The sequence below is a fragment of the Hydrogenophaga sp. UC242_53 genome (assembly GCF_042696965.1).
Classification (GTDB): domain Bacteria; phylum Pseudomonadota; class Gammaproteobacteria; order Burkholderiales; family Burkholderiaceae_C; genus Hydrogenophaga.
The window spans coordinates 1,639,485-1,663,129 of sequence record NZ_CP170552.1; the positions used below are offsets into that span (position 1 = coordinate 1,639,485).

Genomic DNA, 23,645 nt, shown 5'->3' on the forward strand with positions numbered 1-23,645 from the left:
TTCACCCCTGCGGCTTGAACAGCGCCACGTCCACCGCGTTGACGCGGCGCGGCAGCAGCTTCTCGGCCAGGAAGGCGTCGGCGATCTTCTGCTGCTCGGTGATGTTCTGCGGCGTGACCGGGCGCACCGCGTAGCTGCGGCGGCCGTTGGCCTGTTCGACGATGGCCGCGTCCAGGCCCCAGAAGGGCGCGAGCAGGGCGGCGGCGTCCTTGGGGTTCTGCTTGACCCAGCGGCCGGTCTTCTCCAGCTCGGCGTAGATCACGCCGAGCACGTCGGGCCGGGCCTGGGCGAAGCGGGTGCTGGCCAGGTAGTAGCGCTGGTACGAGGCCAGGCCCGTGCCGTCGGCGAGCACGCGCGCGCCGGCCTGCTTCTGAGCGGCGGAGAGGAACGGGTCCCAGACCACCCAGGCGTCCACCGCGCCTTTCTCGAAGGCGGCGCGGCCATCGGCCGGCGTGAGGTAGGCGGGTTCGATGTCGGCGAAGGACAGGCCGGCTTTTTCCAGCGCGGCGATCAGCAGGTAGTGCGCGCCGGCGGCTTTGGCGAAGGCCACGCGCTTGCCCTTGAGCTCGGCCACGCTCTTGAGCGGCGAGTCCGCGCGCACCACGATGGCCTGGGCCGTGGGCGAAGGCGCTTCCTGCGCCACGAAGGTGAGCTGGGCGCCCGCGGCCTGGGCGAACACCGGCACGGTGTCGGCCACGTCGGCGCTGAAGTCCAGGTTGTCGAGGTTGAGCGCTTCGAGCAGCGGCAGGCCGCTGGTGAACTCGTGCCAGCTGAGCTTCACGCCCAGCGGCTCCAGGCGCTGTTCCAGCGTGCCCTGCAGGCGCAGCACGGCGATCAGCGTGGACGATTTCTGGTAACCCAGGCGCACGGCGCGCGGCGCGTTGCCCTGGGCCAGGGCGGCACCGGCGGCGAGGGAACCCAGGGCGCCCAGCGCGGCGCGGCGGTTGAAGAGGGAGTGCGTCATGGTGGTCGTTCTCGTTGGATGGGGTTCAGGGGTTCTGGTAACCGGGGTGCCAGCGCAGCCAGTAACGTTCGAGGCCGCGCGCGAAGACATCGGCCAGCTTGCCGAGCGCGGCGTAGAGCAGGATGCCGACGAGCACGATGTCGGTCTGCAGGAACTCGCGGGCGTTCATCGTGAGGTAGCCGATGCCGGCCTGCGCCGAGATGGTCTCGGCCACGATCAGGATCACCCACATCAGGCCGAGCGAGAAGCGCAGGCCGACCAGGATGGAGGACAGCGCGCCGGGCAGGATGATCTGCGTGTACAGGCCCCAACGCGAGAGGCCGTAGGTGCGGCCCATCTCGATCAGGCCCGGGTCCACGTTGCGGATGCCGTGGAAAGTGTTGAGGTAGATCGGGAAGAACACGGCCACTGCGATGAGGAAGAGCTTCGCGACCTCGTCGATGCCGAACCACAGGATCACCAGCGGGATCAGCGCGAGCGCCGGGATGTTGCGCACCATCTGGATGCTGGAGTCCAGCAGCGTTTCGAAGAAGCGCACCGAGCCGGTGAGCAGGCCCAGCGCCAGGCCCAGGCCGCCGCCGACGGCCAGGCCGATCAGGGCGCGGCCGGCGCTCACCTTCACATGGGTCCAGAGTTCGCCCGAGACGGCCAGTGTCCAGAACGCGGCGACCACGTCCAGCGGCGCGGGCAGCACGCGCGTGGACAACCAGCCCAGCGAGGACGAGAGCTGCCACAGCACCACCAGCAGCACTGGCACCAGCCAGGGCAGGAAGCGCTGCCAGAGGCCGCGCAGCAGCGGGCCGAGGAAGGCACCGGCGCCACGGCCGGGCAGCAGGCCCCAGCCGGGCGCGTCGATGGTGTCGGGCACCGGCGTCACCGGGGCCTCGCGGAGGGTTTGGGCCTGGGCCTGCGTCATGCGGCGCTCCCTTGTGGCGAATGGTCGGGTTCGAGGAACTCCAGCGGGTTGCCCGCGGGGTCGTTGACGAAGAAGCGCAGGTGGCCGGGCAGCGGACGGGTTTCGTCCAGCTCCAGCCCGGCGTCGAGCAGCTTGGCGCGAAAGCCGGGCAGGTTCTGCACTTCGAAGGCCAGGCGCGAAGGCGAGGGCGGCGGGGCCCAGTTCGGCACGGGCACGAGGTCCACGCGCTGCGAGGCGGCGTAGAAGCGCAGCGCGTTGCCGGTGCCGCCCAGGCGGAATTCCTTCAAGCCCAGCAGTTCGCCGTAGAAGTGCCGCACCAGCGACTGCTGGCCGGCGGGGAAGCCAAGCTGCACGTGGTGGATGGAATGGATGGTCATGGCAACTCCGTGACGCTTGCAGAGGTCTCTTCCAGAGACACCGCGGAACCGGCTTCGCCGGGCCGCTGGTGTTGCCCCCTGGAGGGGGTGGCGCGCAGCGCCGCAGGGGTGGGAACGAATACGTTGGCGCACGGTTTCGCCGAACGGGCCGGTGAGCGCGGGGCCAGGCAGCTTCTCGCGCAGCTTGCGCGGCAGCAGCGGGAACACGAGTTCGGCGAAGCGGTAGGCTTCTTCGAGGTGCGGGTAGCCCGAGAAGATGAAGTTCTCCAGGCCCAGCTCGGCGTACTCCTGGATGCGCGCGGCCACGGTCTCGGGGTCGCCCACCAGGGCGGTGCCGGCACCGCCGCGCACCAGGCCTACGCCGGCCCACAGGTTGGGGCTGATCTCCAGGTCGGCGCGGGTGCGCTTGGCCCCACCGGCATGCAATGCGGCCATGCGGCGCTGGCCTTCGGAATCCATCTTGGCGAACGCGGCCTGCGCGCGGTTCACCACGTCGTCGTCGAGCTTGCTGATGAGCGCATCGGCGGCGGCCCAGGCCTCGGCGTCGGTCTCGCGCACGATCACGTGCAGGCGGATGCCGAACTTCACCGTGCGGCCGTGTTTCGCGGCGCGGGCGCGCACGTCGGCCACCTTCTTCGCCACCTCGGCCGGCGGCTCGCCCCAGGTGAGGTAGGTGTCCACCTGTTCGCCCGCGAGTTCGTGCGCGGCTTCCGAGGAACCGCCGAAGTACACCGGCGGGTGGGGGTGCTGCAGCGGCGGGAAGAACAGCTTGGCGCCTTTGACCTGCAGGTGCTGGCCGTCGAAGTCGTAGGTCTCGCCTTCGTGGCTGCGGGTGAGGATCTCGCGCCAGATGCGGATGAACTCGGCCGACTGCTCGTAGCGCTGCGCGTGGTCCAGAAACACGCCATCGCCTTCGAGCTCGGCGCGGTCGCCGCCGGTGACGAGGTTGATGAGCAGGCGGCCGTTGGAGAGGCGGTCGAAGCTGGCGGCCATGCGCGCGGCCAGCGCCGGCTGGTGCAGGCCGGGGCGCACGGCCACCAGGAACTTGAGCCGCTGCGTCACCGGCAGCAGGCTGGCGGCGACGACCCAGGGGTCTTCGCAGGAACGGCCGGTGGGAATCAACACGCCTTCGTAGCCCAGGCTGTCTGCCGCCTGCGCCACCTGCTTGAGGTAGTCGTGGTTGAGCTGCCGCCCGCCCTGCGCCGTGCCGAGGTAACGGCTGTCGCCGTGGGTAGGGATGAACCAGAAGATGTTGAGACCCATGACCGTGTTGCTCCTTAACTTGCGTTGACCGCAGCCTCGAGCACGTTGATCTTTTTGGGGATCAGCTTGAGGTTGAAGAAGGTGTCGGCGATGACCTGCTGTTCCTGCAGGATGGCCTTGGTGATCGGGCCGGTGCCGTAGACCTGGCGGGTCACCGAGCGGTCCACCACCGGCTTGGGCAGGCCCCACAGCGGCGCGAACTCGGCGGCCAGCGCGTCGCGGTTGGCGCTGCCCCACTGGTCGAGCTTGTTGATCTCCTCGATCACGATCTTGATCACGTCGGCGTTCTTCGCCGCGTAGTCCAGCGTGGAGAAGTAGTAGGCGCGGTTGTTCACCACGCCGGTGGCGTCGGCCAGGATGCGGCCGTTCAGGCCCACTTCGGCGGCGGCCAGGAACGGGTCCCAGATCACCCAGGCGTCCACGGCGCCTTTCTCGAAGGCGGCGCGCGCATCGGCCGGCGGCAGGAAGACGGACTGCACGTCCTCGTACTTCAGGCCGTTCTTCTCCAGCAGCTTGACCAGGAAGTAGTGCACGTTGGAGCCCTTGTTGTAGGCGACCTTCTTGCCCTTGAGATCGGCCACGCTCTTGATGGCCGAGTCCTTGGGCACGAGCACGGCTTCGGTGGCGGGGCGCGGCACGGTGGCGGCCACGTAGGCCAGCGGCGCGCCGGCGGCCTGCGCGAAGATGGGCGGGGCTTCGCCCACGTCGCCGAAGTCGATCGAGCCGACGTTGAGCGCTTCGAGCTGCACCGGGCCGGCGGTGAATTCGGTCCAGCTGATCTTCACGCCCAGGGGGGCGAGACGCTGTTCCAGCGTGCCCCGGCCTTTGAGCAGGCTGAGGAAACCTTTCTGGTGGCCGACGCGGAACACGCGGTTGGTCTGCTGGGCCTGCGCGGGCAGGCTGGGCAGTGAGGCGAGGGCGGCGGCGCCCACGCCCGAGAGGACGAAGCGGCGGCGGTTGGAGACATCGAAGGTCATGGCGGTGGTGTTCGTTGAAGGGGTCAGGACGCTGCGCGCTTTCGCGGCGGCGATGCTCCAGGAGGCCGCGGTGACGGCCAGCAGCTGGGCGATGTGGCGGCGCAGGTCGGCCGCACTGAAGGGCTTGGACATGGCGCAGGTCTCAGGGCTGGGCGACGACGACGGCTTCGTTGACCTTGATCGCCTTGGGGATCAGCTTGAGTTCGAAGAAGGTGTCGGCGATCTTTTGCTGGTCGGCGGCCACGGCGGGCGTGATCGGCTTGACGTTGAACTCGTAGCGCTGCAGCGCGAGTTCGACCACTTCGACCGGCAGGCCTTGCAGCGGCGCGATGAGTTCGGCGGCCTGGCGCAGGTTCTTCTTGAGCCAGATGCCTTGCGCCACGGAGTCCTCGAACAGGGCTTCGATCACCTTGGGGTTCTTGCTGACGAAGTTGCGCGCGCCCAGGTAGTACTGGTAGTTGTTGACCACGTTGCCCGTGCCGTCGGCCAGCACGCGGGCGCCGGTGGCTTTTTCGGCGGCGGCCTGGAACGGGTCCCAGATCACCCAGGCGTCCACGTTCTTGCTTTCGAAGGCGGCGCGGCCATCGGCCGGGGCGAGGTAGACCGGCGTGATGTCGGTGATCTTCAGGCCGTGTTTTTCCAGTTGCTTCACCAGCAGGTAGTGCACGTTGCTGCCCTTGTTGAGCGCGACCTTCTTGCCCTTGAGGTCGGCGACCGACTTGATGGGCGAGTCCTTGGTGACGAGGATGGCTTCGGCGCGCGGCGCGGCCGGGTCGTAGCCGAAGTAGACGAACTGCGCGCCGGCGGCCTGCGCGAAGATGGGCGGGGCTTCACCCACGTAGCCCACGTCCACCGCGCCGACGTTGAGGCCTTCGAGCAGCTGCGGGCCGGCCGGGAACTCGACCCACTTCACGCCGAAGCCCAGCGGGGCGAGCTTCTTCTCCAGCGTGCCTTGCGCCTTCTGCAGCACGAACAGGCTGGCCGACTTCTGGTAGCCGATGCGCAGCTCGCCCTTGGTCTGCGCTTTCGCTTCGGGCACCGGCAGCAACAGCAGGGCCAGGCCGAAGGCGGCGATGACGAAGACCAGGAAGCCGATGGCCCATTGCTTCAGGCGGCTGAAACGCGTGGGCTCGACCGGCACGCCGGCCTCGGGGTGGTGTTGAAACAGTTCACTCATGATCAATTCCTCTGTCTGTGACGAAGGCGCAGGCAACGGCCGTCAAGGCCACCCGCGCGGTGGCTGAAAAAAACGAATGGGGATGCGGGCGAGATCGGCCGGGTGGTCCCGGCTCGCGGCGGCTCAGACGCTACATCGCACCTGGGCGAACGGCACGGGCGCGAACCCGGCCGTGACCGGCATTCGCAGGCCTTCGTGGAGGAGGGTGTTCACGGCGTCGTCCAGCCGGTCACCGATTTCGGTGCCGACGTGGTACTGGCCTTCGGTGTCCTTCGGGATCTGCGCATCGGTGGCGTAGACCCCGGGGAGGATGTGCCGCGCCGCGAGCGACTGCAGCACGGGGCGCAGCGCGTAGTCGAGCGCGAGCATGTGGTGCGGGCTGCCGCCGGTGGCGCAGCGGCAGCACCACCTTGCCCTTGAGGGCGGATTGCGGCAGCAGGTCCAGGAAGACCTTGAGCACGCCGCTGTAGGCGGCCTTGTAGACCGGGGTGCGCCACGACCACGGCGCGCGCGGTCTCCACCTGGCTCAGCGCGGAGCGGATGGACTTGTGGCCCACGTCCGCCAGCAGCAGGGCCTGGGGAGACAGGTCCCGGATGTGCAGGCGTTCGATCAGCGCGTGGCGCAGGCCCAGCCGTTGGGACACCGCATCGAGCAGCGCCGCCGAGCGCGAGTGCTCGGACGGGCTGCCTGCGATCAAGAGAATGGACACGGTGTGTTTCCCTGAAGGGTCGTTCGTTCTTGTGGGTGGCAGCGCGAAGGCTTCTTCTTACTTCTTGGTGTAGATCTGGTCGAAGCTGCCACCGTCGGCGAAGTGCACCTTGGCCGCTTTGTCCCAGCCGCCGAAGGCGTCTTCGATCTTGAACAGGTTGAGCTTGGGCAGCTGCTTGGCGTACTTGGCCTGGGCCTTGGCCGAGGTCGGGCGGTAGAAGTGCTTGCCGATGATGTCCTGCGCCTCTTCGGTGTACAGGAACTCCAGGTAGGCCTGGGCCACGGCGCGCGTGCCCTTCTTGTCCACGTTCTTGTCCACGACCGTCACGGCGGGCTCGGCCAGGATGGACAGCGAGGGGTAGACGAAGTCCACCTTGTTGCCGAATTCCTTCTCCAGCAGGTAGGCCTCGTTTTCCCAGGAGATGAACACGTCGCCCTGGTTGCGCTGCGCGAAGGTGATGGACGAGCCGCGCGCGCCGGTGTCGAGCACGGGCACGTTGGCGTACAGCTTGCCCACGAACTCCTTGGCCTTGTCGTCGCTGCCGTACTTGCGCTTGGCGAATTCCCAGGCGGCCAGGTAGTTCCAGCGCGCGCCGCCGGAGGTCTTGGGGTTGGGGGTGATGACCTTGACGTCGGGGCGGATCAGGTCGTCCCAGTCCTTGATGTTCTTGGGGTTGCCCGCGCGGGTCACCAGCACGATGGTGGAGGTGTAGGGCGAGCTGTTGAGCGGCAGGCGCTTCTGCCAGTCCTTGGGGATCCAGTTGCCGTTGTCGTGCAGGGCGTCGGTGTCACCGGCCAGGGCCAGGGTGGCGACGTCGGCGTCCAGGCCGTCGATGATGGAGCGGGCCTGCTTGCCCGAGCCGCCGTGGCTTTGCTTGATGGTCACGTCCTGACCGGTCTTGGCCTTCCAGGCCTTGGCGAAGGCGGCGTTGTACTCGACGTAGAGCTCGCGCGTCGGGTCGTACGACACGTTGAGCAGCGTCACCGGCGCCGGCTGGGCCACGGCGGAAAGCGCGCTGGCGGTGAGGGCGGTGGCGGCGAAGGCCTGGATCAGTTGGCGGCGGGTGGTCATGTCGTTCCTCATGGGGATGCGTTGAAGGGATGCCGGATGATCCTTTCAAAGCCACGGATAAGGAACGAATGGTTTTTTGGTTGTTTATTACTTAAACATCTGAGCCGGTTTTTCCTTCCGCCGGGCCGCGCCGGAGCGCGCGAAAGCCCTGGCGGACGCGCTCGACCAGGGCCTGCTCCAGCGTGGAGGCCGGGAAGTGGGGGTTGCGCACCATGAAGACCTGGGTCGACGGCGCCTTGCGCACCGGGCGGAAGGCCAGCCGGTCGTGCGGCCAGGCGCGCGCGGTCAGGCTGTCGACCACCGCCACGCCCGCGCCGGCCGCCGCCAGCGCGCAGGCCACCTGGCCCGAGCGCACCTCGATGCGCTGACGGCCCGGGTCGATCGCGCGCGGGTAGGCCTGGGCCACCATGCGGCCCTGCGGCGTGTCGGGGCTGAAGGCGATCAGCGGCTCCTTCACGATCTCGCGCAGCGAGACCGCGCTTTCCTGCTCGAAGCGGTGGCCTTTCTGGAACACGCAACTGAGCGACCACGAACCGATGGCTTCGGTGACCAGGGGCGGGTGGTCGATGGGCAGGCTGCTGAAGCCCACGTCGGCCTCGCCGATGGAGAGCAGGCGCACCATCTCGCGCACCAGCTGCGATTCCACATAGAAGCGCGAGTCCGGGTAGCGGGCCGAGAGCGAGGACACCGCCTCGGGAATGATTTCCAGCAGCAGGCTGGGCGTGGCGCAGCACGCGCACGGCCAGGCCGCCGCCGGACTTCAGGGCCTGGGCTCGCGCGTCGATGCGCTGCACGCCCCGGTAGACCTGCTCCACCTCGGCGTACAGCGCGTGGGCCTCGGGCGTGGGCTTGAGCCGGCCCTTGCCGCGCTCGAACAGGCTCACGCCGAGCTGCAGCTCGATGTGGCCGATCATGCGGCTGATGCCGGGTTGCGAGACGTGCAGCAGCCGGGCCGCGTCGGCGGTGGATCCGGTCAACATGGTGGCTCGGAACACCTCAATCTGTCGCAGGTTCATGGCCTTCCTTCCAATCGATAACAGCATGTTATTGCATGCCATCGAATTGGTATTTGCCTGTTAGGGGGTCCGTTTCTACGATGCCGGCTTCCGACACCGATCCTGGAGACAACACATGACCTCGCCTTCCGCTTCTTCCTCGCCCCTCGTCCGCCGCCGCACGCTGCTCTCGGGCGCCGCCGCCCTGGGCTGTGCCGCCGCCGTCTGGCCACAGGGCGTGCTCGCGCAGTCGGCCTGGCCTTCGCGCCCCGTGCGCATCATCGTGCCCTTCGCCCCCGGTGGCGGTGCCGACAGCTCGGCGCGCGTGCTGGCCGAGCTGTTCGCCGCCCAGCTGGGCCAGGGCGTGATCGTGGAGAACAAGCCCGGCGCGGGCAGCGCCGTGGGCGTGAACGCCGCCGCGCAGAGCAAGGACGGCCACACCCTGCTGATGGGCAGCAACAGCATGGTGATCAATCCCTCGCTGATCCCCAACATCGGCTACGACGTGGCGCGCGATTTCGACGCCGTGGGCATGGTCTCGGCCCAGCCGCTGGTGCTGGTGGTGCCGGCCAACTCGCCGCTCAAGAGCTTCGCCGACGTGGTCGCCGAAGCGAAGGCCAAGCCCGGCCAGCTCATGGCGGGCAACAGCGGCAACGGCACGCTGGCCCACCTGGCTTCGGAAATCTTCGCCAGCCAGACCGGCACCACGATCACCCCCGTGCCCTACAAGGGTGAGAGCGCGCTCATGCCCGACCTGATGGGCGGCCTGGTCTCGCTGGGCTTCCTGAACCTGCCCAGCGTGATCGCGAACATCCGCTCGGGCCGCCTGCGCGCGCTGGCCGTGTCCTCGCCGAAGGAAGTGCCGGAGCTGCCGGGCGTGCCCACCTTCCGCTCGCTCAACCAGCCCAGCCTGGAAGTGCAGGGCTGGGCCGCGCTGTTCGCGCCCAAGGACTCGATCCCCGCCGACGGCCTGACCAAGCTCGAGAAGCTGCTGGCCCAGGCGCTGGCCTCGGACGCGGTGAAGAGCCGCTTCGCCACGCTGGCCGTGTCGCCGGTGAGCCAGAGCCGCGCGGAGACCGTGAAGTTCATGAAGGCCGAGACCGAGCGCTACGCCGCCGTGATCAAGGCGCGTGGCATCAAGGCGGAGTGAACGTGAGCCCTGCCAACGGACGGGCACCGATGACGGTGGATGTGCTGGTGTGCGGCGGCGGTGTCGCCGGCACCATGGCGGCCGTGGCCGCGGCGCGCCAGGGCGCTTCGGTGCTGCTGGTGGAGCGCTACGGCTTCCTGGGCGGCAACGCCACCGGCGGGGCCGTGGCCCAGTTCAACAGCTGGCAGACCGAGAACGGCCGCCGCGTGATCGCCGGGCTGGCCAGCGAGGTGGTGGAGCGGTTGCGCGCCTACCAGGCGGCCGGCGAGCACGAGGTCTTCGTGATGTCCACCGGCCACCGCATGGACCGGGTGGAGTACGCGCCCGAGGTGCTCAAGCTGGTGCTCGACGACCTCGTGACCGAAGCCGGCGTGCAGCCCATGCTGCACGCCCAGGTGTGCGACGTGGTGCGCGAAGGCGATCGCATCCAGGCCGTGCGCCTGCTCACCAAGAGCGGCGTGATCGAGGTGAACCCGCGCGTGGTGATCGACACCTCGGGCGACATCGACGTGCTGCACCGCGCGGGCGCGGACTTCCTGGAGCTGGACGCGGGCGATGCCCTGCAGCCGGCCACCATGATGTTCCGCTTTGGCCCGATCGACTTCGCGCGCTTCGACGCGCTGGCGCCGGCCGAGGTGCAGGCCCTGGCGCGCCAGGGTTATGAAAGCGGCGAGCTGGCGCGGGCCGCGCTGCACTCGTCGCGCGACCCGTACTCCCACGACGGCTGGTTCAACATCAGCCGCCTGGGCATCGACGCCACCGACGCCAGCGCGCTCAGCCGCGCCGAGATCGACGGCCGCCGCCAGGCCTGGAAGGCCGCGGCCTACCTGCGCCGCGCCGTGCCCGGCTGCGAGGGCGGCCGCCTGCAGGCCTTCGCCACCCAGGTCGGCATCCGCGAGACGCGGCGCGTGCAGGGCGACCACGTGCTCACCGCCGAGGAGTTGCTGCAGCCCACGAGCTTCGCCGACGGCATCGCCTGTGGCGCCTACCCGATCGACATCCACCCCGCCGCGGGCGGCGAGCTGATCTATTCGGGCCTGGGCGAAGACCACGCATACCAGATTCCCTACCGCAGCCTGATCCCCACCGGCCTGTCGAACGCGCTGGTGGCGGGGCGCGGCATCTCGGCCACGCACGCGGCGCTGGCCGCCATCCGCGTGATGACGATCTCGATGGCGGTCGGCCAGGCGGCCGGCACCGCCGCCGCCATGGCCTGCCAGGCCGAGGGCGCGCCCGACGTGCGCGCGGTGGACGCGGCGGCGCTGCGCGCCAGCCTGGTCGCGCAGGGTTCCCTGGTGGGCGGTTGAGCGTGCGCATCGATGGCCGCACCGAGCTGATCGCCCTCATCGGCCACCCGACCCACACGGTCAAGTCGCCGATGATCTACAACCCGCATTTCGAAGCAGTCGGCATCAACGCCCTGGTGATGCCCATGGACTGCCGGCCCGAGTATTTCAGCGTGCTGATGCGCGGCCTGTTCGCGCTGGAGAACACGCGCGGCGCGCTCATCACCATGCCGCACAAGGTCGCCACCCTGGCGCTGCTGGACGAGGCCAGCGTGGCCGTGAAGGTGGCGGGCTCCTGCAACGCGGTCAAACGCACCGAGGACGGCCGCCTGGTGGGCGACATGTTCGACGGCGAAGGCTTCGTGCGCGGCGTGCGCCGCAAGGGGCTGCCGCTGGCGGGCGCGAGCGCGCTGGTGGTGGGCAGCGGCGGCGTGGGCTGCGCCATCGCGGCCTCGCTGGCCGGCGCGGGCGTGCGCAACGCTGGCCTTGTTCGACGCGAACGCCGCCTCGGCCCAGGCCCTGGCCGATCGCTTGCGCCAGCACCACCCGGCGTTGCGGGTGCGTGTGGGCAGCAAGGACCCCCAAGGCTTCGACCTCGTGGTCAACGCCACGCCGCTGGGCATGAACGCGGGCGACCCCTTGCCGCTGGACGTGGACCGCCTCTCGCCCGACACGCTGGTGGGCGAGGTGGTGATGAAAGCCGAGATGACGTCGCTGCTGCAGGCCGCGCGGGCCCGGGGCTGCCCGGTGCAGATCGGCACCGACATGCTGTTCGAGCAGATCCCGGCCTACCTGGAATTCTTCGGCCTGCCCACGGCGACGGCGGACCAGCTGCGCGCGACCGCGCGGCTGGCCTACTGAGGCCCGCCGCTCACGCGCGGGCGGCGTGCTGGTAGCCGGTGCGCAGCAGCGGGGTGAGGGCGCCGAAGCGCGGCCACTCCAGCAGCACACCTTGCGCTTGCAGCAGCCGCTGGAAGTCCTGCAGCAGCTCCGGCTTGGCGCGCACCGCGCGCGGTGGCTCGGCCCGTTGCAAGGCGAAGGCGGCGAGCGAGCCGGCGGCTTCGCCGATGCTCCATTCGGTGGCGTGTTCGCGGTAGGCGCCGTTGGTGACGCGCGTGGTGCCGAGGTTCTTGCAGGCCGGCAGCAGGTTGTCCACCCGCTGCGGCAGCAGGGCGCCCAGCGGGATCTGGAACGGGTACGCGTCGATGTCCACCGTGTTGCGCCCGCGCGTGCTGGGGTGCAGGTCGATGCGGTAGGCACCGATGCCCACGCTGTCGAAGAAGCGCTCCGCGCCGTCCTGCCCCGGCCGCGCGGCCACGCCGATGTGCTGTTCGAGCACGGTGAACTCGGCCTGGATGCGCCGGCCTTCGCGCCAGTAGACCTGCTGGGCCATGCCGTCTTCGGTGCCCAGCACGTCGCCGCGCAGGCGCAGGCCCGGGTAGCCCACGCCGCCGTCGTGGCGCGGGGCCTCGGTCTGCATCCAGTAGAAGAAGCCCAGGCTGAACTGCTTGGCCTGCCGCAGCGCGTGCTGCTCCTCGGCCTCGGACACGCCGATCAGCGGCTTCTCCCAATAGTCCATCTGCGGCCAGTTGGCCAGCGTGATGTCGCTCTCGTAGGCCCCCGGCTGGAAGTGGCCGCGCCAGGCGATGCGGCGCGCGTGCCAGAGGTCGTACACGCCGGGCGCGTCGGTGTCGCCCGCGAACAGGGCGCGGGTGCGCGGCTGGTGGGTGACGAAGTCCGACAGCGTCCAGCTGTACTGGGCGTTGGGCCAGCAGTCGAGCTGCAGGGTGCGGAAGCGCTCGTAACCTTCGGGTTGGTCGATCACGTGGTGCTCGCCCGGGCGGTGCTCCATGGCGAAGCACCAGGTCACGGCCTGCTGGTCCATGGGGTCGGCCTGCGCCAGGGCATGGGGCTCCTGCGTGGCCGACTGCGCCTCGGCGCCCAGCACGTGTTCCACGCCGGCCTGTTGCAGCAGCTCGCCGGTTTCGGTGGCGTCGATGAACAGCGGCGCCTGCAGCACGCTCTCGCGGCCCGTTCGCAGGTCGCGCAGTTCCAGCGCCCTGAGCCGGTCGCCTTCGCTGTGCGCGCGTTGCACGCGGTGCTGGCGCAGCACGCGCAACCGGCCATCGTGTTCCCAGGGCGCGAGCAGTTCGTCGATCACCTTCGCGGCCACCCAGGGCTCGTGGCACAGGGTGCTCACATTGCCCTGACCGGGGTTGAGGCACAGCGCGCGCCGGGCCTCGGGGGTGAGGGGCAGGTGCAGGCGGTAGTGCTCGCGGATGGCGCGGCGCAGCTGCGCGTAGCTCTGCGAGGCCTGCAGCGATTCGATCCAGGGGTACTCGTCGGGCGGCACGGCCTGAGCCGTGAGCTGCCCGCCGAGCCACTGCATCGCCTCCACCAGCACCACGCGCCGGCCCAGCCGCAGCGCGGCCAGCGCCGCCGACACCCCACCCAGGCCACCACCGACGATGGCGACCTCCGTTGTCCAACCGCCTGCCACCACCGCCATGCTCATTCCACCTTGATGCCCATGCGGCGGATCGCTTCGCCGTAGCGCTGCGTGTCCGAGCCGATCAGTTTCTGGAACTCGGCCGGCGTGCCGCCGCCGGACTCCAGGCCCAGACCGCTCAGGCGCTCGCGCAGCTCGGGCTGTTGCAGCGCGGCGTTGAGCTCGCGGTTCAGGCGCTCCACCACGGCGGCGGGGGTGCCCGCCGGCGCCAGCACGCCGAACCAGCCGATCACCTCGAAGTCGCGGATGCCTTGTTCGATCACCGTGGGCACGTCGGGCAGCGCGGTGCTGCGGGTGCGGGTGGTCACGGCCAGCGCGCGCAGCTTGCCCGACTGGATGTGGGGCAGGGCGCTGGAGGGAATCTCGAAGCCGACCTGCACCTCGCCCGAGAGCAGCGCGGTGAGCGCCGGGCCGGAGCCTCGGTAGGGCACCTGGACCATGTCGGTGCCGGTGTCCTTCTTCAGGAACTCGGCCGCCAGCGCGGTGGTGGTCGCGCCACCGCCGCCGGCGGCGTAGTTCAGCGTGCCGGGCGCCTTGCGCGCGGCGTCGAGCAGTTCGCTGAGCGATTTCCAGGGCTGGGCGGCCGGGACCACGACCACCACCGGCGTGGCCGCGAGCTTGATCACCGGGGTGAAGGCCTTGATCGGGTCGTAGCGCAGCGTGGGGTAGAGCGCGCCGCTGCCGGCGTGGCCGCTGGTCACCAGCAGCAGGGTGTGGCCGTCGGGCGTGGCCGAGGCCACCGCGGCGGCGGCGATGGTGCCGCCCGCGCCGGGCTTGTTGTCGACGACCACGGGCTGGCCGAGCGCGCCGGTGAGTTTCTGCGAGATGGCGCGCGCCAGGATGTCGGCCGAGCCGCCGGCGGCGAAGCCCACGGTGAGGGTGACGGGCTTGCTGGGCCAGGCCGCTGGTGCCTGGGCCTGGGCCAGCAGGGCGGTCGAGCACAGCGCGGTGGCGAGGGCGGTGCGCGCCAGGGCGCGCCGGTGAAGCTTGAACATGTCTTGTCTCCTGAATGAATCCCGGTGTTCGGGCCGAGTGGGGGGATGCTAGGAGGGCCGCTCCATACGATCCAATACTTTTCCGCCAGTTCTGAATAACACGGGGTTATGCGTGGGCGACAATGCGGCCCATGAACCTGCGTCAGATCGAGGTGTTCCGCGCCGTCATGACCACCGGCTCCACCACCGAGGCCGCGCGGCTGCTGCACGTCTCGCAGCCGGGCATCAGCCGCCTGGTGCGCCACCTGGAGCTGCAGCTGGGCGTGGCCCTGTTCGAGCGCCGCAGCGGCCGGCTGGTGCCCACGGCCGAGGCGCGCGAGCTGCAGGAGGAAATCGAGAAGGTCTACCGGGGCGTGCAGCACGTGCGCGACGTGGCGGCTCACCTGCGCTTCGGCACGCGCACCACGTTGCGCGTGCTCTCCAGCGCCAACACCGCACTGCAGCTGGTGCCGCGCTGCATCGCCGCGCTGGTCGGCCAGGCCACCACCGCGCGCGTGCTGTTCGAGTCGCTGCCCACGCGCGAGATCGTCAAGCTGCTGGTGACGGAGGAGGCCGACGTGGCCATCTCCAGCGCGCCGCTGGACCACCCGGCGCTGGACATCGAGGAGATCGGCCGCTGGGAGCTGCTCTGCGCCTTGCCCGCCGACCATGCGCTGCTGAAGAGGGCCAAGCCGTCGTTGGCCGAGGTGCTGGCCGGCCGCCTCGTGGTCTACAGCCCGGAGGCACCGCAAAGCGCGGTGATCGACCACTGGATCGAATCGCACGGCGTGGCGCGCAACGTGGCGGCCGAGGTGCGCTCGGGCCTGGCCGCGTGTTCGGTGGCGGCCACCGGCGCGGCCGTGGCCTTCGTGGACGACCTCTCGGCCCGCGCCCACCGGCCCGAAGGCCTGGTGTTCACGGCGCTGCCGGGTTCACCCACGTTTCCGATCTTCGCGGTGCGCAACCGGCACCGTCCGCTCTCGCGCCTGGGCACCGCGTTCCTGCAGATCGCGCGCGAGCAGCTGGAGGCCCTGCGCGCGGCGCCCCTGCCGCTGCACAAGGCCGCGCTGCGCTGAAGGACGTTCAGGCCGCCGCGATCGGCAGGCCCACGAGCTTTTCGAGTTCGGCGTGGTCCAGGCCCTCGACCTTGTCGATCAGCTTCAGACCTTGCGGCGTGCACGCCAGCGTGGCGAGGTCGCTGTAGATGCGCTTGACGCAGCCGATGCCGGTGAGCGGGTAGCTGCACTGCGCCACCACCTTGCTCGCGCCCTGCTTGGTGAGCAGGTCCATCATCACCCAGGTCTGCTTGGCGCCGATGCCAGGTCCATCGCGCCGCCCACGGCCGGGATGGAGCCCGCTTCGCCGGTGCTCCAGTTGGCGAGGTCGCCGGTGGCCGAGACCTGGAAGGCGCCGAGCACGCAGATGTCCAGGTGGCCGCCACGCATCATGGCGAAGCTGTCGGCGTGGTGGAAGAACACGCCGCCGGGCAGCAGCGTCACCGGCTGCTTGCCGGCGTTGATCAGGTCGTAGTCTTCCTCGCCCGCGGCCGGCGCCGGGCCCATGCCCAGGATGCCGTTCTCGCTGTGCAGCACCACCTCGATGCCCGGGGGCAGGCGGTTGGCCACCAGCGTGGGCTGGCCGATGCCCAGGTTCACGTAGGCGCCGTCGTGGATGTCCTGCGCCACGCGGCGCGCGAGTTCGTCTTTGGTTCTTCTCGTGTAGCTCATGCGGCCTCCTTGAAACCACCGGCCTGCGTGCGCACGCGGGGGGATCTGCACGATGGCGCTCACGTGGATGCCGGGCGTTACCACCCCTTCGGGGTCGAAGCTGCCGAGTTCGGCGATCCCGTAGACGCTGGCGATGGTGCGCTTCGCGGCGGTGGCGATCACCGGGCCGAAGTTGCGCGCGGCCTTTCGGTAAGTGAGGTTGCCCCAGCGGTCGCCGCGCTCGGCCTTGATGAGCGCCACGTCGCCGAAGATCGGGTACTCCAGCACATAGGGCTTGCCGTTGATCACGCGCGTTTCCTTCGCGCTGCCGTCGGCGTTCTTCGCGAGTTCGGTGCCGAAGCCGGTGGGCGTGAAGAAGGCGCCGATGCCGGCGCCGGCGGCGCGCAGGCGCTCGGCCAGGTTGCCTTGCGGCACCAGCTCGAGTTCGAGCTGGCCGCTGCGGTAGAGCGCGTCGAACACATGGCTGTCGGCCTGGCGCGGGAAGCTGCAGATGACCTTGCGCACGCGCCCGGCCTTGAGCAGCGCGGCCAGGCCGGTGTCGCCGTTGCCGGCGTTGTTGTTGACCACGGTGAGCTCGCGCGCGCCCTGGTCGATCAGGCCGTCGATGAGTTCACCGGGAATGCCAGCGGTGCCGAAACCACCGATGAGCACGGTGGCGCCGTCTTCGATGCCGGTGAGCGCCTCGGCGACCGAGGCGGCGATCTTGTTGATCACGGAAGTTCTCCTTCAGGGGGTGCCCGCGCATTTTGTCAGCGAAAGGCCCGCCATTTCGTGTCCACATTTCCCTCTGCGGAAAACTGATTTTCAGGTGACCCGAAAGGCACCCGGGCCCGGATAGGCTGCGATCATCGCGGGGAACGACGCATCAAGATAGGGACAAAAAGGCATGAAATCATTCGTCTACCAGAACCTGCCGGCGCGCGTGGTCTTCGGTGCCGGCTCGCTGGCCCAGCTGCCGCGCGAAATGGACGCCCTGGGCGCGGCGCGCGCGCTGGTGCTCAGCACGCCCGAGCAACGCGCCTCGGCCGAACGCGTGGCCGAACTGCTCGGCGCGCGCGCCGCCGGCATCTTCGACCGCGCGGTGATGCACGTGCCGATCGAGACCGCGCGCGAAGCCCGCGAGGTGGCGCGCCAGCTGGGCGCGGACTGCGCCGTGGCCATCGGCGGCGGCTCCACCACCGGCCTGGGCAAGGCCATCGCGCTCGACTCGGGCCTGCCCATCGTCGCCATCCCCACCACCTACGCGGGCTCGGAGATGACGCCCATCTACGGCATCACCGAAGCCGGCCTGAAGAAAACCGGCAAGGACCCGCGCGTGCTGCCGCGCACGGTGATCTACGACCCCGAACTCTCTTTGGGCCTGCCCGTGGCAATGAGCGTGACCAGCGGCATCAACGCCATCGCGCACGCGGCCGAAGGCCTGTACGCGACCGACGCCAACCCCATCATCGACCTCATGGCCGAAGAGGGCATCGCCGCGCTGGGCCGCGCGCTGCCGCGCATCCGCGCGCAGCCGGCGGACGCCGAGGCGCGGTCCGACGCACTGTACGGCGCCTGGCTCTGCGGCACCGTGCTCGGCGCGGTGGGCATGGCCCTGCACCACAAGCTCTGCCACACCCTGGGCGGCAGCTTCAACCTGCCGCACGCCGAGACGCACACCATCGTGCTGCCGCACGCCCTGGCCTACAACGCGGCGGCGGCCCCGCAAGCCATGGAACGCATCCGCCGCGCCCTGGGCGGCGCGAGCGCGGCGCAGGCGGTGCACGACCTCGCCAAGGCCAACGGCGCGCCGGTGGCGCTGAAGGATATCGGCATGAAGGCACAAGACCTGGACAAGGCCTGCGAGATCGCGATGAGCAACCAGTACCCGAACCCGAGGCCGCTGGAGGCGGGGGCGATCCGGCGCTTGCTGCAGGATGCGTTCGAGGGCACGCGGCCTTCCTGAGGCTAGCGCTGGCCCTGCGCCAGCAGATCCACATACGCCCCACACACCAGCTGCGAGGGCGCGATGCCGAGGTCGGTCATCAGCCGGTGCGCTTCGCGCACGCCGGCTTCCAGCGGTTCGCCGTCTTCGAGCACCACCTCCAGTTCGAGGAAGTCGCCCAGGCCTTGCACCTTGTCGAGGTGGATGCGGGTGCGCCCCAGCAGGTACAGCGTGCGGTCCTTGATGACGCGGCCGATCTCGCCGTGCGCCAGCGCGAGGGCTTCGCGCAGGCTGGCCGGGCTGGCGGTGGGTGAGCGCACGTAGAACGATTCCTTGGGGCCTTGCCGGTCGGTGCGGCGGTAGAAGATCAGCTCGCCTTCCGTTTCTGAAAACACGCGCAGCTTGAGGCGGCCGTTGTCGCAGCGGAAGAAAGTGTCGTCCTGCGCGATGGCGATGGGGCCGTGGTCGGCCATGGCGGCGGCCTTGGCGGCGACGGCGCTGAAGTTGTCCAGGCGGGCTTTGATCTCGACGTTTCTCGGCATGGTGGGGGCGATGGCGGGGTGGTCAGGCCGCGGCCTGGGGTGGTGCAAGGAGTTTGCGCATCAAGGCGTTCGGGATGATGACACCCGCGCGCACGGGAAAGCGCTGCTCCACGACCTCGAACCCGAAGCGGGCGAAGAAGGGCTGCGCGGTTCGGCTGACGTCCGCCGTGAGTTCGGTGAGGCCCTGGCGGGCCGCCTCTTCGTGAATGCGCTCCATGAGGCGGCGGCCCACCCCCTGGCGAGGAAAGTCGGCGGACACGAAGAAGTGATCGATGTAGCCGCTGGGTTGCAGGTCCGCGTAGCCGGCGATCACGCCATCGACCTCGGCCACGAAGGGCCGAAGGCGGCGCATCTTGATGGCCCACGGCCCCGGGTCCTGCCGGTCCGGCGCCCAGGCCTGGACCTGCTCGGGCGTGTAGTCGCGCGAAGCCACGCGGTGGATGGCCTCGCGGTGCACGCGGTAGAGGGCCGCTTCGTCGCCGGGCTGGAAAGGGCGGATGTTCATCGTTCGATGGCGCTCTGAGAGACGGTCAGTAGACGGAGAAGCGGCCCGTCCACTTGCGCTCGTAGTCCATCTTCTCGAAGTGCGCGGCCATGAAGTCGATGAAGGTGCGCACCTTGGCGCTGAGGTGCTTGCGGCTGGGGTAGGCCAGGTTGACGGTGAGGCGGGGCAGATCCCAGTCGTCGAGCATGGGCACCAGGCGGCCGGCGACGATGTCGTCGTAGACGATGTAGCTGGGCTGGACCAGGATGCCCATGCCGTCGAGCGCGGCGGCGCGCAGGATCTGGCCGTCGTTGCTCTCCAGCAGGCCCTTCACGTTGACGGTCTGCTGCTCGTCGCCGCGCGTGAAGCGCAGTTCGTTGGGGTTGTTGGCGTGCGTGTAGATCAGCAGCTTGTGCCGGTGCAGGTCGTCGATGGTGCGCGGCACGCCGTGGCGCGACAGGTAGGCTGGCGACGCCGTGAGGATGCGCCGCGTGCCCGCGAGCCGGCGGATGGTGATGTTGGAGTCGGGCTCGTATTCGCGGTTGCGGATCGCCACATCGATGTTGTTGTCGATGATGTCCAGGTAGCGGTTGGCCGCCTCCACGTGCACCGACACATTGGGGTAGCGCTCGGTGTACTCGCGCAGCAGCGGCGCGATGTGGTGCATGGAGAACGAGAGCGAGGCGGTGACGCGCAGCACGCCGGTGGGGTTGAGCGCGGCCGCGTTCACGGTGGACTCGGCGTCGCGCAGGTCGGCCAGGATGGCGCGCGAGCGCTGGAAGAACTCCTGCCCCGTGTCGGTGAGGTAGAGGCGGCGCGTGTTGCGCTCCACCAGGCGCACGCCCAGGCGCGTCTCCAGCGCGGCCAGGTGGCGGCTCGCGCTGGCGTTGGACAAATTGAGCAGCTCGGCCGCGCGGCTCAGGCTGCCGGTCTCGGCCACCTGCACGAACAGTTCGATCTCGGTCCAGCGGTCCATGGTCTCCTCTTTGTTGCGCCTGACGAAAAAGTCATTTTTGTCTCAGGTCTTTTTCGGGGTCTCCCAAGGCCGTACATTGTGCCGGCACTCCCGGAGACCACGCTTGAGAAACCTCGACCAGTACAACATCACCCAGGCGGTGCTCGCGCGCATGGCGAACACGCCAGACCCGCGCCTCAAACAGATCATGACCAGCCTGGTGCAGCACCTGCACGCCTTCGCGCGCGAAGTGAAGCTGACCGAGGCCGAGTGGAAGGCCGGCATCGACTTCCTCACCGCCACCGGCCACAAATGCACCAACCAGCGGCAGGAATTCATCCTGCTCTCGGACGTGCTCGGCCTGTCCATGCTGACGGTGGCGCAGAACAACGACAAGCCCGCCGGCTGCACCGAGGCCACGGTGTTCGGGCCCTTCCACGTGGAAGGCGCGCCGCACTACGAGCACGGCGCCGACGTGGCCAACGGCGCGGCCGGCACGCCCTGCCTGGTGCGCGGCAGCGTGCGCGGGCTCGACGGCACGCCGGTGGCCGATGCCGTGATCGACGTGTGGCAGGCCGACGCCGACGGCATGTACGACGTGCAGCGCACCGACCTGCCCGAGGCCCAGGGCCGGGGCGTGCTGCGCAGCGGCCCCGACGGGCGTTTCCACTTCCAGAGCGTGGTGGCCGAGCCGTACCCGATTCCCGACGACGGCCCGGTGGGCGACATGCTGCGCGCCACCGGCCGCCACCCCTGGCGCCCGGCGCACCTGCATTTCATGATCCAGGCGCCCGGCTACGAAACGCTGGTGACGCACGTGTTCCGCGACGGTGGCGAGTACCTCGACTCGGATGTGGTGTTCGGCGTGCGCCAGTCCCTGGTGGCCGACTGGGTGCGGCAGCCCGATGGCACCCACACGCTGGACTTCGACTTCGTGCTCAACCGGGCCCAGCCCGCCACCGCCGCACGCGCCACATGATCAAACACATCGTCATGTGGAACGTGCACGGCGAGACCGCCGTGGCCAAGGCGCACAACGCGCAGCGGCTCAAACGCGCCTTCGAAGGCCTGCGCGAGCAGATCCCCGGCCTGCTGCGGCTGGAGATCGGCCTGGACGAAAGCGGCGTGGACTACGCCTGCGACGCCGTGCTCTACGCCGAATTCGAGTCGCGCCAGGCCCTCGACGACTACGCCCACCACCCCGCGCACACCCGCGTGCGCCACGAACTGGAGGGCGTGCGCACCGCGCGCCACCAGGTCGACTTCGAAACCCTTTGAATCACCGCAACCCCCCGAGGAGACAAGCCATGATCGAACAACAACTCAAAGACGAACTGCTGATCCGGCAGATGGTGGAGCGCTGGGCCGTGTGGCGCGACGCCGGCGACTGGGAGCGCTTCGCCACCGTGTGGCACCCCCGGGGCGTGATGATGGCCGACCTGGTTCCAGGGACCGTTCGCCGACTTCATCCGCGTCACGCAGGAAGGCTGGGCCAAGGGCGTGAGCATCCTGCACTTCCTGGGCGGCTCGGCGATCGAGGTGGCGGGCGACCGCGCCATCGCGCAGACCAAGATGACCATCTCGCAGCGCGGCATGGTCGACGGCGCCAACGGCCCCGTGATGTGCGACGTGGTCTGCACCGGCCGCTTCTACGACTTCGTGGTGCGCGAAAAAGGCGAGTGGAAGCTGCTGCACCGCCAGCCCATCTACGAAAAAGACCGCATCGACCCGATCGATTCCACCGCCGTGCTCGCGCTCGACCAGGAATCCCTGGCCAGGATGCCCGAGGGCTACCGCCACCTGGCCTACATCCAGACCCGCATCGGCTACACGGTGAAGATGGACATGCCCATGCTCAAGGGCCTCGAGGTGGACGAGCTCTACCGCCGTGGCGCGCGCTGGCTGGCCGGCGGCGAGCTGGAGCGCGAAGTGAACCCGGGCTGAGTTTCATGCGGCGGGCGCGGGCCGCTGTCCAACCGCGTCAGACACCACAACAAGGAGACAAGACATGAACGCACTCGATCCGACGTGCGGGGGACCGGCTTCGCCGCTTCGCCGCCAACTGCTCGCCGCCGTGCCGGCCGCCGCCCTCGCTTCCCTGGCCCCGGCCGCCGCCTGGGCGCAGGCCGACTACCCCAACCGGCCCCTGCGCGTGATCGTGCCGCAACCGCCCGGTGGTGGCTTCGACTTCGTGGGCCGCGCGCTCGCCGACCGCCTCGCCCAGCCGCTCGGCCAGCCCGTGGTGGTGGAGAACCGCACCGGCTCGGGCACCGTGGTGGGCACCGACGCCGCCGCCAAGGCCGCGCCCGACGGCTACACCCTGCTCACCGGCTCGGTGTCGAACATGGTCCTGAACATGGGCCTGTACAAGAACCTCTCGTACGACAGCCTCAAGGACTTCGAACCCGTGGGCCTGGCCGTGAGCTACAGCTACACGCTGCTCGGCCGCAACAGCCTGCCGTTCAACAACCTGGCCGGCCTGGTGGCCTACGCCAAGGCCAACCCCGGCAAGCTCACCTACGCCTCGGCCGGCAACGGCTCGGGCCAGCACGTCATCGCCGCCGCGCTCTGGAGCCTGGCGGGCGTGGACATCGTGCACGTGCCCTACCGGGGCGCGCAGCCGGCGTACGCCGACCTGCTCGGCGACCGCGTGGACCTGTTCTTCGACCTCACGCCCACCACCCGCGCGCACGTGGACACCGGCAAGCTCAAGGCCATCGCGGTCTCCAGCGCCGAACGCAACCCCATGCAGCCCACGGTGCAGACCATCAACGAGTCCGGCACCGTCAAGCTGGAGCTGGAATCGTGGTTCGGTTACTTCGCGCCCAGCAGGACCCCGCCCGAGGTGCTGGCGCGGCTGCGCACCGAACTGGCGAAAATCATCGCCACGCCCGAGCTTCAGGAAACCTTCCGCAAGGCGGGCGGTTCGCCCATGAAAATCAGCGTGGCCGACACCAAGACCATGCTGGCACGGGACGTGCAGCGCTGGACCGGCCTCATCAGGGCCGCCAACATCAGTTTGGACTGAGTTTTCCTTCTTCTACTTTCTGCCTCACACCATGACCCTCGACGCGTTAGCCCTCGACCAGATCTTCCTCAAGGCGCGCACCGCCAACACCTTCCTCGACAAGCCCGTGCCCGACGAGCTGCTCAAGCAGGTGTACGACATTGCCCGCATGGGGCCGACCTCGATGAACACGCAGCCGGCGCGCTACGTGTTCCTCAAGACGCCCGAGGCGCGCGCGCGCCTGCTGCCCGCGCTCTCGCCGGGCAACCTCGACAAGACGCGCGTGGCACCGGTCACGGTCATCGTGTGTGCCGACACCCGCTTCCACGAGTTCATGCCCCAGGTGTGGCACCGTGAAGGCGCGAAGGAAAACTTCGAGAGCAACCCCGCGCTGAGCGAAGCCACGGCCACCCGCAACAGCACGCTGGGCGGGGCGTACTTCATCATCGCGGCGCGCGCGCTGGGTCTGGACTGCGGACCCATGAGCGGCGTGGACCTGGCCAAGGTGAACGCCGAGTTCTTCCCCGACGGGCGCTGGCGCGCGAACTTCCTGATCAACCTCGGGTACGGGGATGGCAAGGTGTTCGACCGCAATGCTCGCTTGAGTTTCGAGCAGGCTTGTCAGGTGCTTTGAGCG

The 23,645-nt window shown here is 69.4% G+C and carries 21 protein-coding genes and 6 pseudogenes; 10 read left to right on the plus strand and 17 right to left on the minus strand.

Annotated features, from left to right (window positions below; translation table 11 throughout):
* Nucleotide 1 precedes the first annotated feature (1 nt).
* The 10 genes and pseudogenes from ACFJI0_RS08460 to ACFJI0_RS08505 form a co-directional block, all read right to left on the minus strand.
* Nucleotides 2–964 carry an aliphatic sulfonate ABC transporter substrate-binding protein gene (locus ACFJI0_RS08460; protein ID WP_382324276.1) on the minus strand — a complete coding sequence of 321 codons (963 nt, stop codon included), beginning with the start codon at nucleotides 962–964 and terminating at the stop codon, nucleotides 2–4.
* A 25-nt stretch (nucleotides 965–989) separates the two neighbouring features.
* Nucleotides 990–1,880, minus strand: coding sequence for an aliphatic sulfonate ABC transporter permease SsuC (gene ssuC / locus ACFJI0_RS08465; RefSeq protein ID WP_291115351.1), 891 nt, complete (start codon nucleotides 1,878–1,880; stop codon nucleotides 990–992).
* Nucleotides 1,877–2,257 carry a VOC family protein gene (locus tag ACFJI0_RS08470; protein ID WP_382324279.1) on the minus strand — a complete coding sequence of 127 codons (381 nt, stop codon included), beginning with the start codon at nucleotides 2,255–2,257 and terminating at the stop codon, nucleotides 1,877–1,879. Before ACFJI0_RS08470 ends, ssuC begins: the two co-directional genes overlap by 4 nt.
* Nucleotides 2,254–3,520 (minus strand): annotated as a pseudogene (gene ssuD / locus ACFJI0_RS08475) (FMNH2-dependent alkanesulfonate monooxygenase). Before ssuD ends, ACFJI0_RS08470 begins: the two are co-directional and overlap by 4 nt.
* 14 nt (nucleotides 3,521–3,534) lie before the next feature.
* Nucleotides 3,535–4,497 carry a sulfonate ABC transporter substrate-binding protein gene (locus ACFJI0_RS08480; RefSeq protein WP_382325576.1) on the minus strand — a complete coding sequence of 321 codons (963 nt, stop codon included), beginning with the start codon at nucleotides 4,495–4,497 and terminating at the stop codon, nucleotides 3,535–3,537.
* 142 nt (nucleotides 4,498–4,639) lie between these two features.
* On the minus strand, nucleotides 4,640–5,674 hold the full coding sequence (locus ACFJI0_RS08485; RefSeq protein ID WP_382158630.1) for a sulfonate ABC transporter substrate-binding protein: 1,035 nt from the start codon (nucleotides 5,672–5,674) through the stop codon (nucleotides 4,640–4,642).
* A gap of 123 nt (nucleotides 5,675–5,797) precedes the next feature.
* Nucleotides 5,798–6,384 (minus strand): annotated as a pseudogene (gene ssuE / locus ACFJI0_RS08490) (NADPH-dependent FMN reductase).
* Nucleotides 6,385–6,441: 57 nt separating this feature from the next.
* Nucleotides 6,442–7,455, minus strand: coding sequence for a sulfate ABC transporter substrate-binding protein (locus ACFJI0_RS08495; protein WP_382324281.1), 1,014 nt, complete (start codon nucleotides 7,453–7,455; stop codon nucleotides 6,442–6,444).
* Nucleotides 7,456–7,546: 91 nt separating this feature from the next.
* Nucleotides 7,547–8,143 (minus strand): LysR substrate-binding domain-containing protein, encoded by a 597-nt coding sequence (locus tag ACFJI0_RS08500; RefSeq protein WP_382324283.1) that lies wholly within the window; start codon nucleotides 8,141–8,143, stop codon nucleotides 7,547–7,549.
* A gap of 205 nt (nucleotides 8,144–8,348) precedes the next feature.
* Nucleotides 8,349–8,513 (minus strand): annotated as a pseudogene (locus ACFJI0_RS08505) (LysR family transcriptional regulator); the annotation flags it as partial.
* Between the two features lie 73 nt (nucleotides 8,514–8,586).
* On the opposite strand from ACFJI0_RS08505, the gene ACFJI0_RS08510 reads away from it, so the two are divergent.
* The 3 genes and pseudogenes from ACFJI0_RS08510 (at nucleotide 8,587) to ACFJI0_RS08520 (ending at nucleotide 11,747) form a co-directional block, all read left to right on the plus strand.
* On the plus strand, nucleotides 8,587–9,600 hold the full coding sequence (locus ACFJI0_RS08510; protein WP_382324285.1) for a Bug family tripartite tricarboxylate transporter substrate binding protein: 1,014 nt from the start codon (nucleotides 8,587–8,589) through the stop codon (nucleotides 9,598–9,600).
* A 2-nt stretch (nucleotides 9,601–9,602) separates the two neighbouring features.
* Nucleotides 9,603–10,907, plus strand: a complete 1,305-nt coding sequence (locus tag ACFJI0_RS08515; protein ID WP_382324287.1) for an FAD-dependent oxidoreductase — start codon at nucleotides 9,603–9,605, stop codon at nucleotides 10,905–10,907.
* A gap of 2 nt (nucleotides 10,908–10,909) precedes the next feature.
* Nucleotides 10,910–11,747, plus strand: a pseudogene (locus ACFJI0_RS08520) (shikimate dehydrogenase family protein).
* A 10-nt stretch (nucleotides 11,748–11,757) separates the two neighbouring features.
* Here the strand turns inward: ACFJI0_RS08520 and ACFJI0_RS08525 are convergent.
* Together ACFJI0_RS08525 and ACFJI0_RS08530 are read right to left on the minus strand one after the other, a co-directional pair.
* Nucleotides 11,758–13,395 carry an FAD-dependent oxidoreductase gene (locus ACFJI0_RS08525; protein ID WP_382324289.1) on the minus strand — a complete coding sequence of 546 codons (1,638 nt, stop codon included), beginning with the start codon at nucleotides 13,393–13,395 and terminating at the stop codon, nucleotides 11,758–11,760.
* Between the two features lie 2 nt (nucleotides 13,396–13,397).
* A complete protein-coding gene (locus tag ACFJI0_RS08530) occupies nucleotides 13,398–14,390 on the minus strand; it encodes a tripartite tricarboxylate transporter substrate-binding protein (RefSeq protein WP_382324291.1) in 993 nt (330 codons plus the stop codon).
* A 131-nt stretch (nucleotides 14,391–14,521) separates the two neighbouring features.
* Between ACFJI0_RS08530 and ACFJI0_RS08535 the strand changes: the two genes are divergently transcribed.
* Nucleotides 14,522–15,445, plus strand: coding sequence for a LysR family transcriptional regulator (locus ACFJI0_RS08535; RefSeq protein ID WP_382324293.1), 924 nt, complete (start codon nucleotides 14,522–14,524; stop codon nucleotides 15,443–15,445).
* A 7-nt stretch (nucleotides 15,446–15,452) separates the two neighbouring features.
* On the opposite strand, the pseudogene ACFJI0_RS08540 reads toward ACFJI0_RS08535, so the two are convergent.
* Both ACFJI0_RS08540 and ACFJI0_RS08545 read right to left on the minus strand, forming a co-directional pair.
* A pseudogene (locus ACFJI0_RS08540) lies at nucleotides 15,453–16,096 on the minus strand (3-oxoacid CoA-transferase subunit B).
* Nucleotides 16,093–16,810, minus strand: a pseudogene (locus tag ACFJI0_RS08545) (3-oxoacid CoA-transferase subunit A). Before ACFJI0_RS08545 ends, ACFJI0_RS08540 begins: the two co-directional pseudogenes overlap by 4 nt.
* A gap of 172 nt (nucleotides 16,811–16,982) precedes the next feature.
* On the opposite strand from ACFJI0_RS08545, the gene ACFJI0_RS08550 reads away from it, so the two are divergent.
* Nucleotides 16,983–18,041: a maleylacetate reductase gene (locus ACFJI0_RS08550; protein WP_382324295.1), complete on the plus strand. Its 1,059-nt coding sequence runs from the start codon at nucleotides 16,983–16,985 to the stop codon at nucleotides 18,039–18,041.
* Nucleotides 18,042–18,043: 2 nt separating this feature from the next.
* On the opposite strand, the gene ACFJI0_RS08555 is transcribed toward ACFJI0_RS08550, so the two are convergent.
* The 3 genes from ACFJI0_RS08555 to ACFJI0_RS08565 are packed head-to-tail and all read right to left on the minus strand — an operon-like array spanning nucleotide 18,044 to nucleotide 20,022.
* On the minus strand, nucleotides 18,044–18,562 hold the full coding sequence (locus ACFJI0_RS08555; protein WP_382324297.1) for a class IV adenylate cyclase: 519 nt from the start codon (nucleotides 18,560–18,562) through the stop codon (nucleotides 18,044–18,046).
* A 22-nt stretch (nucleotides 18,563–18,584) separates the two neighbouring features.
* Nucleotides 18,585–19,067 (minus strand): GNAT family N-acetyltransferase, encoded by a 483-nt coding sequence (locus ACFJI0_RS08560; RefSeq protein WP_382324299.1) that lies wholly within the window; start codon nucleotides 19,065–19,067, stop codon nucleotides 18,585–18,587.
* A gap of 25 nt (nucleotides 19,068–19,092) precedes the next feature.
* Nucleotides 19,093–20,022: a LysR family transcriptional regulator gene (locus ACFJI0_RS08565; RefSeq protein ID WP_382158600.1), complete on the minus strand. Its 930-nt coding sequence runs from the start codon at nucleotides 20,020–20,022 to the stop codon at nucleotides 19,093–19,095.
* A 103-nt stretch (nucleotides 20,023–20,125) separates the two neighbouring features.
* Here ACFJI0_RS08565 and ACFJI0_RS08570 point away from each other — a divergent pair, with 103 nt between their 5' ends.
* The 5 genes from ACFJI0_RS08570 (at nucleotide 20,126) to ACFJI0_RS08590 (ending at nucleotide 23,642) form a co-directional block, all read left to right on the plus strand.
* Nucleotides 20,126–20,980, plus strand: coding sequence for an intradiol ring-cleavage dioxygenase (locus ACFJI0_RS08570; RefSeq protein ID WP_382158598.1), 855 nt, complete (start codon nucleotides 20,126–20,128; stop codon nucleotides 20,978–20,980).
* Entirely contained in the window at nucleotides 20,977–21,279 is a 303-nt protein-coding gene (locus tag ACFJI0_RS08575) for a Dabb family protein (protein ID WP_382158596.1), read from the plus strand. The genes ACFJI0_RS08570 and ACFJI0_RS08575 overlap by 4 nt, the downstream gene beginning before the upstream one ends.
* 222 nt (nucleotides 21,280–21,501) lie before the next feature.
* Nucleotides 21,502–21,945, plus strand: coding sequence for a nuclear transport factor 2 family protein (locus tag ACFJI0_RS08580; protein ID WP_382324301.1), 444 nt, complete (start codon nucleotides 21,502–21,504; stop codon nucleotides 21,943–21,945).
* Between the two features lie 64 nt (nucleotides 21,946–22,009).
* Nucleotides 22,010–23,029, plus strand: coding sequence for a Bug family tripartite tricarboxylate transporter substrate binding protein (locus ACFJI0_RS08585; RefSeq protein ID WP_382324303.1), 1,020 nt, complete (start codon nucleotides 22,010–22,012; stop codon nucleotides 23,027–23,029).
* Between the two features lie 31 nt (nucleotides 23,030–23,060).
* The gene (locus ACFJI0_RS08590; protein ID WP_382158590.1) at nucleotides 23,061–23,642 is read left to right on the plus strand and encodes a malonic semialdehyde reductase; all 582 of its coding nucleotides are present in this window, start codon (nucleotides 23,061–23,063) and stop codon (nucleotides 23,640–23,642) included.
* The last annotated feature ends 3 nt before the right edge of the window (nucleotides 23,643–23,645 follow it).